This is a genomic window from Streptomyces tatrensis (assembly GCF_049310065.1).
In the GTDB taxonomy this organism is placed as follows: Bacteria; Actinomycetota; Actinomycetes; order Streptomycetales; family Streptomycetaceae; genus Streptomyces.
Map to the genome: position 1 here is coordinate 239,862 of NZ_JBMDLB010000007.1, position 17,156 is coordinate 257,017.

At 74.1% G+C, this 17,156-nt stretch carries 13 protein-coding genes; 6 read left to right on the forward strand and 7 right to left on the reverse strand.

The window, feature by feature from the left end; all coding sequences use genetic code 11:
- Nucleotides 1–274: 274 nt before the first annotated feature.
- Nucleotides 275–1,507 carry a glycosyltransferase gene (locus ACODT5_RS04865; RefSeq protein ID WP_422517941.1) on the reverse strand — a complete coding sequence of 411 codons (1,233 nt, stop codon included), beginning with the start codon at nt 1,505–1,507 and terminating at the stop codon, nt 275–277.
- Between the two features lie 647 nt (nt 1,508–2,154).
- Between ACODT5_RS04865 and ACODT5_RS04870 the strand changes: the two genes are divergently transcribed.
- Nucleotides 2,155–4,290 carry a PIG-L family deacetylase gene (locus tag ACODT5_RS04870; RefSeq protein WP_422517942.1) on the forward strand — a complete coding sequence of 712 codons (2,136 nt, stop codon included), beginning with the start codon at nt 2,155–2,157 and terminating at the stop codon, nt 4,288–4,290.
- Nucleotides 4,291–4,310: 20 nt separating this feature from the next.
- Here the strand turns inward: ACODT5_RS04870 and ACODT5_RS04875 are convergent, their stop codons facing one another.
- Nucleotides 4,311–5,846: a glycoside hydrolase family 15 protein gene (locus tag ACODT5_RS04875; RefSeq protein WP_422517943.1), complete on the reverse strand. Its 1,536-nt coding sequence runs from the start codon at nt 5,844–5,846 to the stop codon at nt 4,311–4,313.
- A 266-nt stretch (nt 5,847–6,112) separates the two neighbouring features.
- Between ACODT5_RS04875 and ACODT5_RS04880 the strand changes: the two genes are divergently transcribed.
- The 3 genes from ACODT5_RS04880 to ACODT5_RS04890 are packed head-to-tail and all read left to right on the forward strand — an operon-like array spanning nt 6,113 to nt 9,501.
- The gene (locus ACODT5_RS04880; protein ID WP_422517944.1) at nt 6,113–7,666 is read left to right on the forward strand and encodes a DUF6056 family protein; all 1,554 of its coding nucleotides are present in this window, start codon (nt 6,113–6,115) and stop codon (nt 7,664–7,666) included.
- A 34-nt stretch (nt 7,667–7,700) separates the two neighbouring features.
- Nucleotides 7,701–8,774 (forward strand): FUSC family protein, encoded by a 1,074-nt coding sequence (locus tag ACODT5_RS04885; protein ID WP_422517945.1) that lies wholly within the window; start codon nt 7,701–7,703, stop codon nt 8,772–8,774.
- Between the two features lie 34 nt (nt 8,775–8,808).
- A complete protein-coding gene (locus ACODT5_RS04890) occupies nt 8,809–9,501 on the forward strand; it encodes an aspartate/glutamate racemase family protein (RefSeq protein ID WP_422517946.1) in 693 nt (230 codons plus the stop codon).
- A 6-nt stretch (nt 9,502–9,507) separates the two neighbouring features.
- Here ACODT5_RS04890 and ACODT5_RS04895 read toward each other — a convergent pair whose 3' ends face one another.
- The 3 genes from ACODT5_RS04895 to ACODT5_RS04905 all read right to left on the reverse strand — a co-directional run bounded on the left by ACODT5_RS04895 (nt 9,508) and on the right by ACODT5_RS04905 (nt 11,935).
- Nucleotides 9,508–9,900 carry a hypothetical protein gene (locus ACODT5_RS04895; RefSeq protein ID WP_422517947.1) on the reverse strand — a complete coding sequence of 131 codons (393 nt, stop codon included), beginning with the start codon at nt 9,898–9,900 and terminating at the stop codon, nt 9,508–9,510.
- 104 nt (nt 9,901–10,004) lie between these two features.
- Complete coding sequence (locus ACODT5_RS04900; protein WP_422517948.1) at nt 10,005–10,676, reverse strand: response regulator transcription factor; 672 nt, start codon at nt 10,674–10,676, stop codon at nt 10,005–10,007.
- Entirely contained in the window at nt 10,673–11,935 is a 1,263-nt protein-coding gene (locus tag ACODT5_RS04905) for a sensor histidine kinase (protein WP_422517949.1), read from the reverse strand. The genes ACODT5_RS04900 and ACODT5_RS04905 overlap by 4 nt, the downstream gene beginning before the upstream one ends.
- 111 nt (nt 11,936–12,046) lie before the next feature.
- Here ACODT5_RS04905 and ACODT5_RS04910 point away from each other — a divergent pair, with 111 nt between their 5' ends.
- Nucleotides 12,047–13,603, forward strand: a complete 1,557-nt coding sequence (locus ACODT5_RS04910) for a DUF1349 domain-containing protein (protein WP_422517950.1) — start codon at nt 12,047–12,049, stop codon at nt 13,601–13,603.
- A gap of 95 nt (nt 13,604–13,698) precedes the next feature.
- Here ACODT5_RS04910 and ACODT5_RS04915 read toward each other — a convergent pair whose 3' ends face one another.
- Entirely contained in the window at nt 13,699–15,057 is a 1,359-nt protein-coding gene (locus tag ACODT5_RS04915) for a M64 family metallopeptidase (protein WP_422517951.1), read from the reverse strand.
- A gap of 139 nt (nt 15,058–15,196) precedes the next feature.
- Between ACODT5_RS04915 and ACODT5_RS04920 the strand changes: the two genes are divergently transcribed.
- Nucleotides 15,197–16,549, forward strand: a complete 1,353-nt coding sequence (locus tag ACODT5_RS04920) for a tetratricopeptide repeat protein (protein ID WP_422517952.1) — start codon at nt 15,197–15,199, stop codon at nt 16,547–16,549.
- Between the two features lie 46 nt (nt 16,550–16,595).
- Here ACODT5_RS04920 and ACODT5_RS04925 read toward each other — a convergent pair whose 3' ends face one another.
- Nucleotides 16,596–17,120 carry a GNAT family N-acetyltransferase gene (locus ACODT5_RS04925; RefSeq protein WP_422517953.1) on the reverse strand — a complete coding sequence of 175 codons (525 nt, stop codon included), beginning with the start codon at nt 17,118–17,120 and terminating at the stop codon, nt 16,596–16,598.
- Nucleotides 17,121–17,156 lie beyond the last annotated feature (36 nt).

Below are 17,156 nucleotides of genomic sequence, written 5' to 3' on the forward strand. Positions count from 1 at the left end.
AGATCGGGGGTGAGCGGGCGCCCGCGCTCGGCCGAGCGGCAGGTTCAGGTTCCCATCCGTGGAGCGGGCCGGGATAGACGGCGGGCCCCACGGGATGCGGAACACACGGCCCCGGCCTGCGGATTCCGCCCGCCGTCCCGCTGGGCCGGGCGGATGAGGGCGGGGCCTCCGGGGCCGCCGTCCGGGGCGCGGACGGCGGCGGGTCTGCGCCGACGATCCCTCTACGGAGCTACGGGGCGGAGGGGCGACGGCGGGACCTCGACCGGAGTCGGGGTCATGCGGGCCGGGCGGTCCGGGCGGCCCCCTCGAGCAGCAGGCGCGCCGCCACCGTCGTCCCGTCGGTGCGGACCGCGGCGGCCGCGGAGGCCGCCCGGGCGCGGGTCCCGGGGGCCAGGGCCGTGTGCAGCGCGGCCGACAGGAACGCGTCCGCAGGAGCCGGGCCCTCGTGGGCCGCGCCGATGCCCAGGCCGGTGACCCGGCCGGCCCAGTAGGGCTGGTCCGCTCCCTGCGCCAGCACCACCTGGGGCACTCCGGCCAGGGCGGCGGTCGTCGTGGTGCCGGCGCTGCCGTGGTGCACGACGGCGGCCACCCGGGAGAAGAGCGCCTGGTGGTTGACCTCGTCGACGAGGAGGCAGTCGTCCCGGCCGTCGGCCAGGGTCAGTCCGGCCCAGCCCCGGGAGACGACCGCGCGGAGGCCCCGCGCACGGATCGCTTCGACGGCCCCCCGTGCGACGCCTTCGAGGGTGCCCGGGGGCATGCTGCCGAAGCCCACGTAGACGGGCGGGGGGCCGTCGTCCAGGAACTCCACCAGTTCGGCGGGGAGCGGGCGTTCGTCCGGTGCGCACCATGCTCCGGTCTGCACCACGCCGAGTCCCGTCGGCCGCCACGGGGAGAGGAAGGGGTCCGTGGCCAGCCACGGGTGGTCGGTGAAGGCGTAGTCACGGACGGAGTCCACCGGCGCCAGGCCGGCCGCCGCCCGCAGGGTGTCGAGCGTCCCTCCGAACATGGTGTGCGCGATGCGGGCGTCCAGGTCCCACAGCGCCTGGTTGTCGGTGGCGCCCGGCGGCAGCGGTTGCCCGCGCCGGGCGGGCGGGCGCCGGTGGGGCGACGGCAGACTGACGGGCTGGTGGCTCACGTGCACGTAGCGCAGGCCCAGCTTCTCGGCCACGGAGCGCGCGCCCGCGGTGAGCGGCAGGGGGCCGGCCGCCACGAGCACGTCCGCCCCCTCGGCCGCCGCGGCGACGATGTCGAACTGTGCGGTCATCAGATCCGCCGCCCGCTGTGCCAGCCCCTCGGCCGATCCCGGCGTCACCGAGGTCACCAGCGGGCGCACCGGGCTGCCGGCCGGCACCAACTCCACGCCGAGCCCGGCCAGCCGTGCGGCGAACTCCTCGTCGGGCGGTGCGCACATCCGCACGTGCGCTCCGAGTTCCCGCAACCGCACCGCCAGGCCCGCCATCGGTTCCACGGCCCCGCGCGACCCGTACGCAGACAACACCACACGCATGCGGAGACTCCCCTTCTCGGTACATCGGTAGAGGCGGAGAGCCCTGGATCCCCGGCTTCGGTAGGTGATTCTTCGCCACGCCCCGGGCCTTGCCGCAAGCCCCCCTCGGCCCTATAGGTTGATCTTCGCGAGGGGTGCGTACTGCCGTCGCGCGCGACGGATCCGACGCGGACGCCGGCGCCGCCGGACTGCCGGGCCGCCGCCCGAGGGCCTCGGGCGGGGGCGCCCGCCGTGTGGATCCGATCACATGGAAGGCCCCCTCCTGCGCGGCCACCGGGGAGGTGCCCGGCCTGGCCTCCGACTCCGCGTCAGGTGTCTGGATTGCGGCAAATGCCGCTCCCACCAGGGGACGGACTACGCGAACAGCCGGATGCGCCGGTCCTGCGTGCCCGATGGCGAGGCAGGGTTCGCCGAGGCTCAGGGCAAGAGTCGACTCACGACACATACGGACAAAGTTGCGAAATTCGGGCGATACAGGAGAAAGTCGCCTGATGGCTACACATAAGGGGCCTGACGGTTCGTCAGGCGCACGCGCGCGAGGCATAATCGGACCCGGTCGTCTCCGGAAAGCGGTGGGGCCAACGGGGAGCCGACCCACCCCGCAGCCCCACTTCGCACCCGCCCGACCGATTCCCGAGGCTTCGCAGATGTCCCTGGCCAGCCGCACCCGCCTCGCGGCCGTGCTCACCGCGCTCACCGTCGGCACCGTCGGGGTGACGGCCTGGGCCTACACCGACGGGACCGCACCGGAGCTCGAGACGCCCGCGACGGCGCCCCGCCCGAGTGTGACCGGGGGCACGGTCCTCCAGGTGGTCGCGCATCCCGACGACGACCTCTACTTCATGAACCCCGACGTGAGCCGCACCATATCGACGGGCATCAAGGTCACCACCGTCTATCTCACCGCCGGCCAGGCCGACGGCCACAACGAGGCCCACGAAGGGCAGCTGCAGGACCCCGTGCGCCCGGCCGACCACGCCGCCTACGCGGAGGGCCGGCAGAACGGCGTACGCGCCGCCTATGCGCAGATGGCCACCGGAAACCGCGCCAGCGCCTGGGAGCGCCGCTCCATACCCACCATCGGCGGCGGGAGCGCCGAAGTGGACGTCCTCGTCGCGCGGCCCGAGGTCAACCTGGTGTGGATGCAGCTGCGGGAGGCCGGCGAGATCACCAAGGACGTTCCGGTCAGCCTGCGCGGACTGTGGGACGGCCGGATACCCACCCTGGGTGTCCAGCTGAGCTCGGCGACGCCGGTCAAGCCGTCCGGGTTCTCGTACACCAAGGACCAGGTCGTGGATGCCATCGCGGCGGTCTTCGCGATGTACCGGCCGACCACCATACGGACGCAGGACCCGACGCCCGGCCCCGGCAAGGCCGACCACCAGGACCACATGTACGGCGCCCGCTTCGTGCAGGCCGCGACCGAGCGCTACGCGAAGTCCACGGACCGGCCGCACTTCTCGGTCCAGAACTACGTGAGCTATCCGAACACCGGCCTGGCGCCGGCCCTCGATCCGCAGCCCGCCGCGGAGAAGCTCATCTACCTCAAGACCTATGCCTGGATGGACCGCGTCAACTGGTGCGGCAGCCCCGCGGGCTGCGGCGACCGCAAGCTGGCCACCCGGCCCCAGGGCGCCTATCCCGGCTGGAACCGGACCATCCGCTACGGCCGGGGCGACGGCAGCTCCTGGATGACCGAGGGCACACCCGGCAATCTGTGGGCCTTCAGCGTGCTGGACGGCCGGATGGCCTACTGGTCGCGCAGCGGCCCCACGGCCGCCTGGCAGGGGCCCCGGTTCCTCGACGGGACCTGGATGGACACGGGTGCCACGGCGGTCCGGCTCCCCGACGGCAGGGTCGGGGTCTTCGGTACCCGGACCACGCTGGGCGCCACGCCCCAGGCGTTCAAGCGCGAGATCGTGTACCGCGTCCAGGCGGAGCCCGACGGCGCCTTCGGCCCGTGGCAGTCCCTGGGCACCCCGGATACGGACCACCTCGCCGAAGGCTCGGCGATCAGCGCACCGGCCGTGGCCGTGGACCGTACCGGCCGGATGACCGTCTACGTCCGCGACACCCGGCGCTTCCTGCGCGCCAGCGCGCAGTCGGCCCCCGACGGCGCCTTCGGCGCCTGGTCCTCCCTGGGCGGCTCCCCCCTCCGCAAGGACCCGCTCTGGGGCGACCCGGTCACCGCCACGGACTCGGACGGGCGGTGCCACGTGTACGTGGCCACGACCAAGACCGTGCTGGCCTGGGTCCAGCGCGCACCGGGCGCTCCGTTCGGTCCCCCCGTACCGACCAAGCTGCCGTGGACCGCCGGGCCGCTCTCGGCGATCCCCGAGGGCGACGGCGTCGCCCTGTACTTCCGGCGCCCCGGCTCGGGCACCGTCGAGAAGAGCCTGGCCACTTTCCACCAGACCGGACCGCGGTTCTCCCCGGTCACCACCCTGGGCGGCCAGGGCGGCTACGGCTCCGTCGGCGTCGCGGGGGGCCTGCTCGTGGGCCGCGCGGGTACGGGCACGGTCGCCGACTGGAACACGGACCGCGGGCCGTCCTGGTACGAGTCCCAGATGCACTACACGGGCGCTCCGGCGGCCGTGGCCCCGCCGGACGGCCCGGCCATCGGCGCCGTTCTCGGCCTGGACGCCGCCCTGCACCTGACGACCCCTCCCCCGAACGCCCCCAGGCCGGTCGCCAACCGGCCGCCCTACGCACCCTGGTACCCGGCCGTCCCGCCGTCGCAGGGCGCGGCGGGCATCGCCGCGGGTCCCGGGTCGCAGCACTGAGCGGTGCGGGCAGTCGGGGCCTACGGGCGCAGGGGCGGGGTCGGGAGCCCCGGACCGTCGAGCGCCACGAGCGCCAGGACGGCCAGGGAGCCCGTCCACGCGAGGGGTGCGACCGAGGAGGGCCGGCCCTTCCCGTCCACCTTCTCCGGCAGTTCGCCCAGCGCGTTCCGCTTGGAGAGGACCCAGTCCAGGACCCGCCCGGCCTTCTCGGGCCGGCCCGTGCCGGCCCAGGCGAGCGCGAAGAAGGACGTACTGGGTGTCCAGGCGTACGCGCCCCAGCGCGCCCCGGGATCGTTCCCGGGGGTCAGCCCGCCGTTGGGCAGGAGCAGTTCCCGGTACGTGGTGTCCAGCGCCCCGGCCAGGCCGGCGGGGGCTTCGTTGAAGGGGGGCGCCATGAAGGCCACCGCGCTGTCGTGCCCGTGGCGTCCGTCCACGGTGCGCTGGTACCCCAGGGGCAGGAAGCGCTGGGAGATCCCGGCGGAGAGCCGCCGCGCGGCGGCGGCCCAGCGTGCCGCGTCCCGGGGCCGGTTCGCCTCGCGGGCGAGGTCGGCGGAGGCGTTGAGCCCGGCGAGCAGCGGGGCGGCCGTGCCGATGTTCGGGGTCGCCGTCGTCAGCTCCCAGTAGTCGGGGGACGCCGGGGGCAGTCCGTCCGCCCGCAGGGAGCCCGCCGCGCGGTCGGCCGCATTGCGGATCATCGGGTAGAGGGCGGCCAGCCGGGCCCCGCGGGTGGACCGGGGGGCCTGCCGGTACCACTGCCAGGTGGCCCAGGGGACCCAGCCGTTGGCGTCGAGCTGCGCGCTCCGGGCGTCGGGCGGCCCGGATCCGTCGAGCTTCGTACGCGCTTCCCAGGTGCCGTCCGCCCGCTGGGTCGCGGCGCTGTAGCTCAGGATCCGGTGGGCCTCGGCGTCGTGGCCGGTGTGCGCGAAGGCCGCCGAGGCGAAGCTGGAGTCGCGCGGCCAGGAGTACTTCCAGCCGTGGCTCCAGCCCGCCGCCAGGGCGCCGTTGGGCCGGAGCAGGGCGCGCATGGCCAGCAGGGCCCGCTCGGCCGCCGCGCGCTGCTCGGGCGAGGTGCCGGGGATCCGGCCGGAGGCCAGCCAGGCGCGGCTGCGTTCGATCTGCCGCTGGGCCGGCGGATGGCCGGCGGCGACCACAGCGGAGACCGTCTTGCCGTCGGGAAGGTACATCCACCGGCCGGAGGCCAGCCGCAGGACATTGCTCCCCGGGACGTACCGCGCGTCCGAGGCGAGGGCCGGCGGAACGCCTTCGGCGCCGGTCGTATTGGACAGGAGGCCGGCGGTGGGGGCCTCGAGCGCCGCCGGGCGGGCGTGTCCGGGCTCGGCGGCGGAACGGGCCCGGTGCCCCACGGGCAGGACGAACGGCGCCGGGCCGCCGTCCTCGGGCCCGGCCTCCTGCCGGTCCCCGGGGTGGCCCGCCTCGTACGAGGCGGCGTGCCCCGCGTGCTGCGCCGTCGGCTGGCCCGAGGTGCACACGGGTACGGCGACGCTCGCCAAGGCCGCCGTGACGACCGCCCAACGGCCGGGCCGGACACGTGGCATCGCCGCTCCCTCCGCCGGGCCCGCGTGCGTACGGACCCTGGCTCCTCATCCTGGGAGAGCCCCGCGCAGGCCGCCACGGAAGGCCCGCCGCGCGGGTGACCCGGGAGCGCGGAGGGGCCCGCGGCCCCGTACCCGTCCTGGCGCACCCGGGATGCCGGGGGCCGGGGGGCGTGCACATCATGGATCTCCGCGGGCCCTGGGCCGGCGCGGGCGGCGGGCGCTTCGGCCGCTCCTCACGGCCGGCTTCCGCTGCGAAGGACAGGTACATGAGCACAGTCGAGGTCCAGGACGAGACCGAGAAGGGGAAGGGGAAGCCGGGGGACACCGGCGTCCGGCGCCGTCCGCCCCCGCCCGGAATCTTCACGGCCACCGGGGCGGTGCTCGTCGCGGCGGCCGGGGCGCTGGTCGCCGTCGGATGCTTCCTCGGTCTCTACGTGCGGCCCACGTCCGACGACTGGTGCGCCGCGTGGAAGTCGCGCGACATGGGGGTCTTCGGCATCACCTCCGACTTCTACATGACGCAGAACGGCAGGATCACCAACGCCTTCCTGAGCGGGATCGTCTACGGCGACGGCCTGGTCGGGGCCAAGATCCTGCCCACGGTCATGGCCGTCGCGTTCACCGTGGGACTGGTGCTGCTGGGCCGCGAGTTCGTCCGGTCCGCCGGCGGCAGGCCCCGGCTGCCGGCCCTGATCGCGTGCGCCCTGGTCATCCAGGCCCTGGTCTACTTCGCGGGCCCCCGCAGCTACCAGACCCTGCTGTGGGCCCCCGCCACGATCTCGCACACCGTGCCGAGCATCATCGGCGTGTGGGCGCTCCTGCTGGCCCTGCGGACCGCCACCCGTCCCCGGACCGCCGTCCGGGTGACCGGCTTGGTCGCCGCGTTCGTCATCGCCTTCGCCATCGGGACCCTGAGCGAGCCGTTCGCGCTCGTCAGCGGCCTCCTCGCGACGCTGGTCGGCCTGCTCTGCCTGCCCCGGCTCGGACTGGCACGGAACCGGCAGCCCTTCACCTGGTGCCTCGTCTGGTGCGCGGGCCTGGTCAGCGGCCTGATCGTGCTCTACACCTCCCCCGGCGCCCGGTGGCGCCGGGCGCAGCATCCGGCCGAGGAGTCCCTGCTGTCCGCCGGCGGGCTCCGGGCCACCTTCGGGGACTGGGTGCGCATGTGGGACTCCGTCACCGGCCGGCCGGCCTACCTCGGGGCCGCGGCCGTCGGCGTACTGCTGGGGCTGACGATGGTCCTGGGCAGGGCCCGGCGCGGCGGTCCCGGGCCCGAGGAGCAGGAGCCGCTCCGTGCCGTGCCGCGCGGCACGCTGGTCGCCCTGCTGCTGATCCCGGTGGCGGTGGTGGTCCTGGGCTCGTTCGCCGTGGTGGTGGGCCTGCGCAGCGGCTACGGGCCGACCGGGTGGACGTACGCCCGTACCTGGACGAGCTACCTGGTGCCGATGGAGCTGGCACTCTGCGGCTACGGCGCCCTGGTGGGTGCGTGGGGCGGACGGCGAATCCGGGAGCACCGCAACGCCGGACCGGCGCTCCTGGCCGGGGCCGTGGCGGCGGGCTGCCTCGCGCTGGCCTCGGTGGCCGTCCTGGTCCCGGAGCTCCAGCGGCTGACGACCGCGACGGTCGCCCGCTCGATCGCCTGGGACGCGCAGAACGCGCGCATCGAGGCCGAGGTCGAGCGGGGAGCGACGGACGTGGCGTACAAGCCCCTGTACATCGGCAGTCTCGCCGAGCCCTTCTTCACCCGGACCTACGAGCGGGACTGGGTCTCCGCCTGCGTGTCCAAGTGGTACGGCGTCGACCGGATCCACCGCGGCTGAACCGTCCGTGCCGGGACCACACCGAAGGGAACGGATGACCGACCTCACCGACTCCGCGGCGCGACGGGACGGGCGGGCCGGGCGGGCCCGGGCACTGCTGCGCACCGAGGGTCCGGCGGCCGCCCGCATCGTGGTCACCGTGGCCCTCGCCTGGCAGACCGCGCTGTGGCTGGGCGCCGACCAGCCGCCGGTGTTCGCGGCGCTCGTCCCCCTGGTGGCCCTGCGCGGTGATCCGATGACGGCCCTGGGCACCTCGCTGCAGCGGATCCTGGGGGTCGTGGCGGGCGTGCTGATCGCGATCGCCGTCCTGAACCTGTGGCGGCCCTCCACCCTGACCCTGACCCTGGTGGTGGCCCTGGGTCTGGGCGTCGGCATGGTCCTGCGGGCCGGGGGCGCCCTCAACCTCCAGGTCGCGCTGTCATCACTGCTGGTCTTCGCCAACGCCTCCCCCGACGCCTACGCCCTGGACCGCGTCTGGGAGACCGCGGCGGGCGCGGCCGTCACCATCCTCCTCGCTCCGCTGCTGTGGCCGCCCGACCCCCAGCGCATCCTGGAGGCCGTCTCCGACGACTGCGGGGCCCGCCTGGGCCGTTCCCTCACCGGCACGGCGGCGGTGCTGGGCAGCGGTCCGGCCGCCGCCCGCGACAACCGCACCCGGGTGCACGCCCACGTCGAAGCGGTGCACGCGGGCGCCGCACGCGCCCGCGAAGCCGAACGCGCGCTGCGTTTCAACCCCCTGCGCCGCCGTCAGCGCGGCACCGTAACCCTCCTGGCCGGGCGCATCGCCACCGCCGACGGGCTCGCCGTGCACGTGGCGACCCTGGCCGGGGAGGTGGCCGCGTTCAGCGGCCGGGCGGACCTCGCTCCCGACCTTGCCAGGGCCCGGCTGTGGCTTCCCGACCTGGCCTCACACACCGCCAGGGCCATCGAGCAGGCCTTGTCGGGAGACGACCCCCGGGCCGCCGTGACCACCGCCCGCGAGGGGCTGGCCGCGTACGCCGGCGCGGACCCCCGGCCCATGTCCGTTGCCCTGCGCCGGCCCTTGCACCGGGTCCTGGACGAGCTGGAGGTCCCACCCACAGGAGACCAAAGACCGACTTATGGATGAGTCGATATTACGAGTTCTCCCTTATGGTGAGCGCATGAAGACGATCGGGTTGATCGGCGGTATGAGCTGGGAGTCGACGGCGGAGTACTACCGGATCCTCAACGAGCGGACCCGCGAGCGCCTCGGCGGACTCCACTCCGCGCGCTGCGTGCTCCATTCCGTGGACTTCGCGGAGATCGAGCAGTTGCAGGTCCAGGGGCGCTGGGAGGAAGCCGGCGAGGCACTGGCCGACGCCGCCCGGTCGCTGGAGGCGGCGGGTGCGGAGCTCCTGCTGATCTGCACCAACACCATGCACAAGGTCGCCGACTCGGTCGAGGCGGCCGTCTCCGTCCCGCTGCTGCACCTCGCGGACACCACGGCGGCGGCCGTCCGCGGCGCGGGACTGCGCCGGGTGGGGCTCCTGGGCACCGCGTTCACGATGGAACAGGACTTCTACCGGGGCCGCCTGGCCGCGGGTGGGCTCGACGTCCTCGTGCCGGATCCCGAGGGACGTGCGCTCGTACACCGGGTGATCTACGAGGAGCTCTGCCTCGGTGTCGTCCGCGAGGAATCGCGTGCGGCGTACCGCCGGGTCGTCGAGGACCTCGTCGCCGCGGGCGCCGAGGGAGTCGTCCTGGGGTGCACGGAGATCGAACTCCTCATCGGCCCCGCGGACAGCCCCGTACCGCTCTTCCCCACTGCCCGCCTGCACGCCGAGGCGGCGGTGGACGCGGCCCTGGCCCCTTGAGCCCCGTCAGGCGGGGGCGAAGAGGTCCTCGTCCGCGTCGTCGAGGATGAATCCGTTGTCGAAGCGCACCCGGACGGTCACCCGGAGCGGCTCCGCCCGGTAGGCGGTCCACGCGGGCTCCAGCCCGGCGACCTTCTCCTCCAGCTGCTTCTTGCTCTCCGCCGGCATCCCCGCGCCGTAGGCGTTGAGGAGCGACCCCAGCCTCTCGTACTCGCGGGATTCCGGAGTCTGCAGGTCGTGCTCGACCACCCGCTCCACGGTGCCCTCGGTGCCCGCCGCCAGGGACAGCGAACCGGCGACGGCCCCCGCCGTGGCGGAGGTGTCCTCCGTCATCGCGACCCAGTCGGTCAGCCGGACGTCCGCCGCCAGCCTCACCCGCCGGCCTTCTGTCAGCGCCATCGCTTCTTCAACTCTCCGCTCGGTACGTGCCGTGCCATTATCCGTCCCGGTCCGCGCGGACCCGCCGGCGGCATCCGCAACGGCCGGCCCGGGCACGCCGGAGGTCATCCGGAGGCGGGGTCCGCGATGCGGTAGCCCACGCCGGGGGTGGTCGTGATGATCTGCGGGGCGCCCAGTTTGCGGCGCAGGCGGCCCATGGTGACCGCGACCGTGTTGGTGAACGGGTCCGCGTTCTCGTCCCACACCTGTTCCAGGAGGGCCTCGGCGCTCAGGAATCCGGGGCCGGCCCGGAGCAGTGCCTCCAGGACGGCGAACTCCTTGACGGAGAGCTCCAGGCGGACGCCGTCCCGCAGGGCGGTGCGGTGGACCGGGTCGAGCTCGATTCCGGCGGCGCGCAGCGTGCGGGGCCGGGCCGCGGGCCTGCGGCGGGCCAGGGAGCGGATGCGCAGGATCAGTTCGGGGAAGTGGAAGGGTTTGGCGAGGTAGTCGTCGGCGCCCAGGGTGAGGCCGCTGACCCGGTCGCCGGGCGATCCGGCCGCGGTCAGCATCAGCACCATCGCGCGGTCGTCCCGCTCCGTGATCATCCGGCAGAGCGTGTCGCCGTGGATGCCGGGCAGGTCCCGGTCGAGGACCACCACGTCGTACGCGTTGACGTCGAGCTTGGCCGCGGCGGCCAGTCCGTCGTACGCGAGGTCCACGGCCATTCCCTGGTCGCGCAGTCCCTCGGCGACGACCTCCGCGAGGGAGCGCGCGTCCTCGACGACCAGGATCCTCACGGCGTCCCCCCGATCGGGCCGTCCGAGCCGACCAGGTCGTCAGAGCCGATCAAGTCGTCCGAGCCGTTCGGGGCAGCCGCCGACGGCATCGCGGCCGTCACTTTCAGTCCGCCTTCCGGGCGGACGCGGAGGTCGAGGCGGCCGCCGTGCGCGGAGACGATGGCTGCGACGATCGACAGTCCCAGTCCGGAACTCTCCGGCGATCCGGTCCGGTCGGTGCCGAGCCGCTCGAACGGCTGCGTCAGCCGGTCCACCTGCTCCTGGTCGAGGACGCTTCCGCCGGTTTCGACGACGAGGCGGACCCAGGAGCCGCCGTCCGCGCCGGTGACGCCCTCGCGTGCGCCGCCCTCGCGTGCGCCGTCCTCGGTGGCGATCCGGATCCAGCCGCCCCCCTGGTTGTGCACGATCGCGTTGTCGATCAGGTTCTGCACCAGCCGGGACAACAGCGCCGGACTGCCCCGTGTCCACGCCCGGGGCGTCAGCCCGTCCTCGACGGTCAGGGCCTTCTCCGTCACGGCGGCGGCCCTGGCCGCCAGCGCCTCTCCCGCCAGTTCGCCGAGCGAGACGGGGACCCGGTCGGGGAGGACGCCGTGCTGGGCCCGGGCCAGGACGAGGAAGCCTTCCAACAGGCGGTCCACCCGGTCGAGTTCGTTGCGCACCCGGCCTGCGAGCGCGAGGGTCTGCGGCGCGGGCTGCGGTTTTGCCACGGCCACGTCGAGCGAAGCCCGGATCGTCGTCAGCGGAGTGCGCAGTTCGTGCGAGGCGTTGGCCACGAAGCGCCGTTGCGCGGCGAACGAGGCCTCCAGCCGCGCCAGGAGGCCGTCCACCGTGTCCGCGAGCTCCTTGACCTCGTCGTCGGGCCCGGCCACGGCGAGCCGCTGGTCCAGGGTGTCCGCGGAGATCCGCCGCGTGGCCGCGGTGATCAGGCGCAGCGGGCGCAGGACGTGCCCGGCGAGGATCCGGCCGAGCAGGAGCGAGACGGCCGCCATCACGACGATCGCGATCAGCGACCCGAACAGGAGCTGCCTGGACTGCTGGGCGTGTACGTCCGCGAGCTGCCGTTCGAGGTCGAGGACGTGCTGGGCGACGCCCGTGGCCGGCCCGCCCGGCGGCGGCTGCTGTCCGGGAGCGGTCACGGCCAAGTCGGAGCGGGCGAACAGGTAGATCAGGCCGATCAGCCCGATCCCGGAGAGCAGGAAGACCGTCGCGTAGAGAATCGTGAACCGCCGTCCGACGGTCCTGCTCCGTAGTGTGACCATGGCGTGTCTCCCCGTCCCGTCCGAAGGCGTCCAGCATGCCCGGCGGCACCTAACAGCGTCATGACAGCGGCGGTTCGGACCCCGTTACGGCCGGCTGCATAGAACCGAAGCATGCTCACACACAACGAACTCCTCCGGCAGGAGTGGACCCGCTTCCTGCGTCCGGCCCGACTGATCGCCCTGGTCACGGCGGCCCTGATGGTCCTCGCACTCGGGCTGCTCTACGCGTTCGGCAACCACGCGTCCTGCTCCGGCCCGTGCCCGACGGACCCCACCGGTCCGGACGGCACCGCGGTCAGCGACAACTTCGCCTTCATGCACCGGGATCTGGGGCGCGAGGGCAGCATCACGGTCCGGATGAAGTCGATGACGGGCACCATCACCTATCCGCCGCCCCACCACGACCAGATCGTCCCGGGCCTGGTGCCCTGGGCGAAGGCCGGGATCATCATCAAGGACGGCGTCCGCCAGGGGTCCTCGTACGCGGCCTTGATGGTCACGGGCGAGCACGGCGTGCGGATGCAGTACGACTACGGACACGACATCGCCGGGAGCGCCGTCAAGGGCTCCGCGGTCTCGGAGGGTTCACCGCTGTGGCTGCGGCTGACCCGGGCGGGCGACACCATCACGGGCTACGAGTCCTCCGACGGCGAGCGGTGGGCGAAGGTGGCCGCGGTGAAGGTTCCCGGGCTGCCCGCAACGGCTCAGGTCGGCCTGTTCGCCACCTCTCCCGGCAACCTGACGCTGCGGCCGGTGGGCCTGGGCGGGGCCACGGAAGAGGTGCGCTTCACCCAGGCCGCCGGTTCCTTCGACCACGTCCGCCTGGAAGGCGCCGGCTCCGGCGGGAGCTGGCGGGCCGGGCTGGTCGGCGGGATGAACGCGACCGACTGGGAGAAGTACCACCAGGCGTCCGGGGCCGTGGAGAAGGACGGCACGATCACCGTCACCGGCACCGGTGACATCGCGCCCGCGGCGACCTCGGGCGGCCGCCCCGTGGAGGGGATGCTGACCGGCCTGAGCCTCGCCCTGCTCGTCGTGCTGGTGGTGGCCGTACGGTTCGCCGGTGGCGGGTCCGGCCGCGGGCAGGCGGGGGACGGCGCGCCGCTCACCCGTGCGGTGTTCGGGGCGAGGGCCGTCGTCGTGGCGGCCGTGACGTTCGTGACCGGGCTGCTCGCCGTGGGCATCGTGGTGCCGGTCGGCGCCGCGGTCCTGGAGTCGAACGGGGTGCCCGTGGTGGGGCTGTCCGCCCTCACCGGGGCGCGGGTGGTCCTCGGCGTCTCCGCGGTGCTCGCCCTCACGGCCGTGCTCGCCCTTGCCCTCGGCGCGGTGCTGCGGCGCCGCCGGCTCGCGGTGCTCGTCGCCGTCTCGGCGGTTTTGGTCCCGTACGCCGTGTCCACCGTCCCCCTGCTGAGCGACGGGCTCGCGCAGTGGCTGCTCCGGGTGACTCCGGCCGCCGGTTTCGCCGTACAGCAGACCCTGGTGGAGTACCCGCAGGTCACCGCCCATTACGCGCCTTCCGCGGGGTACTTCCCGCTGCCCTGGTGGGCCGGCGTCGCGGTGCTGTGCGCTTACACGGTGGCCGCCATGGCCCTGGCGCTGCGCCGCCTGCCGCGGAGCGGCGAGCGGGTCGAGGTGCCGGCCCCCGAACCCGTGGGCGAGCCTGCCTAGGGGCTGCGGACCGGAGGTGAACCGACGGCGGCGCGGGAGCGATGGCTCCCGCGCCGCCGTCGTGCGTACTGCGCCCGCCGGACCACCGGCGACGGTTACCGGCGGACGTTCCAGTCGACGGTGGAGCGCAGCGTGCGGGCGATCTCCGGATCGCGGACCGAGGGGGTCCGGTCCTCGGCGGTCACCGACAGGGTGTGGGTGCGGAAGTCGGGGAGCCGCAGCTCCGCGACCGTGACGTCGGTCCGGCCCGCCAGGCGCCTGAGCTCGCGGCCGTCGAGGTACCAGCGGACCTGGAGCCGGCGGCCGTCGGCGCCGGCGAGCCGGGGCACGGCCGCCTTCACGGTGTGCGCCGTCCGCAGGGTGCCGTCCGTCGGGGTGAGCGGGGTGACGGCCCGCGCATGCTGGTAGAAGCCGGCGATCATCGCCTCGACGCCGGGGAGGTTGAAGGGTTTGCCGAGGACCCGCATCAGCGAATTGTCGGTGGGCCGGTTGATCCCGGTGACGAAGTAGCCGCCGCCCGCGAAGGCGCCCACGACGCCGCCGTCCGGCGAGGGCTCGCCGAGCCAGCGGTACCACTTGGCCCGCTGCCGGGCCATCCGCTCGGCGGACAGCTTGGAGGTGTTGGACTCGGCGGGCTCGGGCCCGGTGTACTTCTCGTAGTCCGGGACCCCGGGGTAGAAGTACTCGTCGGCGAGCTTGCCGAGCGAGTGGCCCGTCTCGTGGATGGCGACCTGGCCGGACTTGGCGTGGTCCGCCGAGGCGGTGGAGATGCCCTCGTAACCGAGGGTGGCGCTGGGCTCGTTGTAGCCGGCGCCGCCGTACTTGGCGCTGTTGGCCAGGACGATGACCAGATCGGCCTCCGGCGCCCTGGCCACGTAGGCGTCCACCTTGGGCTGGTCTATGCACAGGAGCCGCTCGATCTCCTCGCACCAGAAGTACGAGCCGAGGGCGGTGTCGCGGACGGTCGCCCGGTCGGGGTCGCCGGAGACTCCGGACTCGTTGGAGACGGCGTCGACCGTCCAGACGTTGAAGAGGTTCCGGTAGGTGGTGTACGGCTCCACGGCCGTCACCTCGGCCCACTTGGCCTGGGCGTCGGTGTGGAACTTCGCCAGCTCGGCCGCCGTGTAGCCGTCGCCGATGAAGACCACGTCCAGCCGGTCGCCGGTGGGGCCGTTGTCGACGAGCTTGACGACCTCGCCGTCCGCCGCCCGCTCCGCTTCGGAGAGCCGGGCGCCCGAACCGGCCGACTGGCCGGCCCGTGCGGGGACGCGGGCGTGGCCCGATCCGGCGTCACCGCCCTGCTCCGGCCCCGGAACCTCCACCACGACCCGGGGCGCGACCGGGTCGTCGGCCGCGCGGACCGGCCCGGCGGCCAGCAACGCGGCGGTCGCGCAGGCCGCCGCGACGGCTGCCCGCAGCACCGCCCGAGCGGCTGGGCGTCTGACGTGGTGCATGAAGTCCTCCTGGAACGAGGCGAGTTAAGTCGCTGTGTAAGTACATTGAATCGGCTGCTTAAATTAGGTGGCGCACGACGGGTGCGCAATGCCCTGGTCCCGCTGAATACTTGGCAGTTCGAGCAACCAGGGGGATCCCATGGACGAACCGTCCGAAATCGGCCGCAGGGTTCAGCGCATGCGCGCCGAACTCGGCCTCACGCAGCGCAAGTTGGCGGAGCCCTCGTACACCCCGGCCTATATCTCCACCCTGGAGTCGGGGAAGGTGCGCCCCTCGGAGGCCGCCCTGCGCTTCCTGGCCGGGCGGCTCGGCACCTCCTACGAGGAACTGGCCACCGGACGCCCCGCCTCCCTCGCCACCGAGCTGCGCCTCGCCCTCACCGACGCCCAGCAGCTCCTGGCCTCCGGCGCGGCGGTCGAGGCCGCCGTCCACTACCGGCGCCTGCTCGCCGAAGCGGAGGGGCTCGGGCTCACCGACGAGCGGGTCGGGGCACTGCTCGGACTCGGCGACTGCGCCCTGGAGACCGGCGAACTGGGCGACGCCATCGGGTACTTCGAGTCCGCCGAACGGCTGCTGGCCGACGAGCCGCTCCCCCGCCGCGCCCGCCCGATCCGCGGCCGCGCCGTGGCGCACCTGCTCGCCGGGGAGCTGCGCTACGCCTGCTACCTGCTCGAGTCCACCATCGACGAGCTGGGGGCGAGCGGACTGGCCGACCCCGAGGCGCTGCTCCTGCTCTACGCCGCCGTCATCGGGCCGTACATCGACATGGGCGCCCACGCCCGGGCCGCCCACGCCGCCGAGCTCGCCCTGGCACTGGCCCCCCGGGTCACCGACCCGGCGCTGGTGGCCGGAATGCACCGGCAGGTCGCGCGGACCTTCCTGACCGAGGGGCGGGTGGCCGACGCCGACGCCTCCCTGGCCAAGGCCCAGGCGATCTACGGGCAGCTACAGCTGCGGACCGATCTGGCCCACTGCCACTGGATGCGCGGCTACGTACAGGCCCAGGACGGGGACCTCGCCTCCGCCGAGCGGGAACTGCGCACGGCGCGGGACATGCTCTCGGCCGGGCGGGCAGTCCTGTACACCGCCCAGGTGGAGGTCGAACTGGCCGACGTACTGCGCCGGCTCGGCCGGTACGAGGAGGCCGCCGGGCTGCTCTCGGCGCTGCTGGCCCTCGGCGACAGTCACGGCGCCGTCCACGCGGGCGGCGCGCACCGGCTCCTCGGCCTCATGGCCGAGGAGCGGGGCGAGCCCGAGGCCGCCGAGGAGCACTACGTACAGGCCCTGGCGCTGCTGGAGCGCAGCGGGGCGACGGGCGACCTCGCGGACCTGTGCCGGCTCCTCGGTGATCTGCTGCGCCGGGCCGGCCGCACCGAGGCGGCACTGGACGCCTACCGCACGGGCCTCGGCCACCGGGCGGCTCCCGGCACCACCACGCTGGGCCCCGCTCCCGCGACGCCGGCGTTCCCGCACCGTCCGGCGGCGCGGTAGCGGGCCGGCGGTAACGGTTACCGGCCGGGGGGGCGGGGAGGGTCGGCTAGAGGTCGATCCAGTAGCGCCGCTTGGGGCCGATCAGGGTCTCGCGGACGTCTTCCAGTACGCCGCCGTTGCTCTCGATCGTGCGGATCGAGGCCTCGTTGCCGGGGTCGCAGGTGAGCAGCACCCGGTCGATCCCCAGCAGCCGGGCCTCGTGCTTGACCTCGCCCAGGGCCCAGGTGGCCAGGCCCCGGCGGCGGGCCGAGGGGCGCACGCTGTATCCGATGTGGCCTCCCGCGTCGAGGAGGAAGCCGTTCAGGTAGTGCCTGAGGTCGATGGCGCCCAGGTACTCGTCCCCCTCGGCGATCCACCAGTACGTGGCGTGGACGCGTCCGTGTTCGAGCGGCACCGCGCGGTCCCCGTAGCTCCTCAGCCGCTCCGTCCAGGCGGCGAAGCCCTCGGGGGTGTCCACGTCGTCGTCGGAGCCGAGACCGGCGCCGTCCATGTGGGCGTCGAGCCCCCACTCCTCCTGTGCGGCGAGCCAGGAGGCGTACAGACGGGGGGTGGGCGTGATCAGCTCGGGCATGACCGGACGATAACAGTCCGCGAAAAGCCGTCCCGG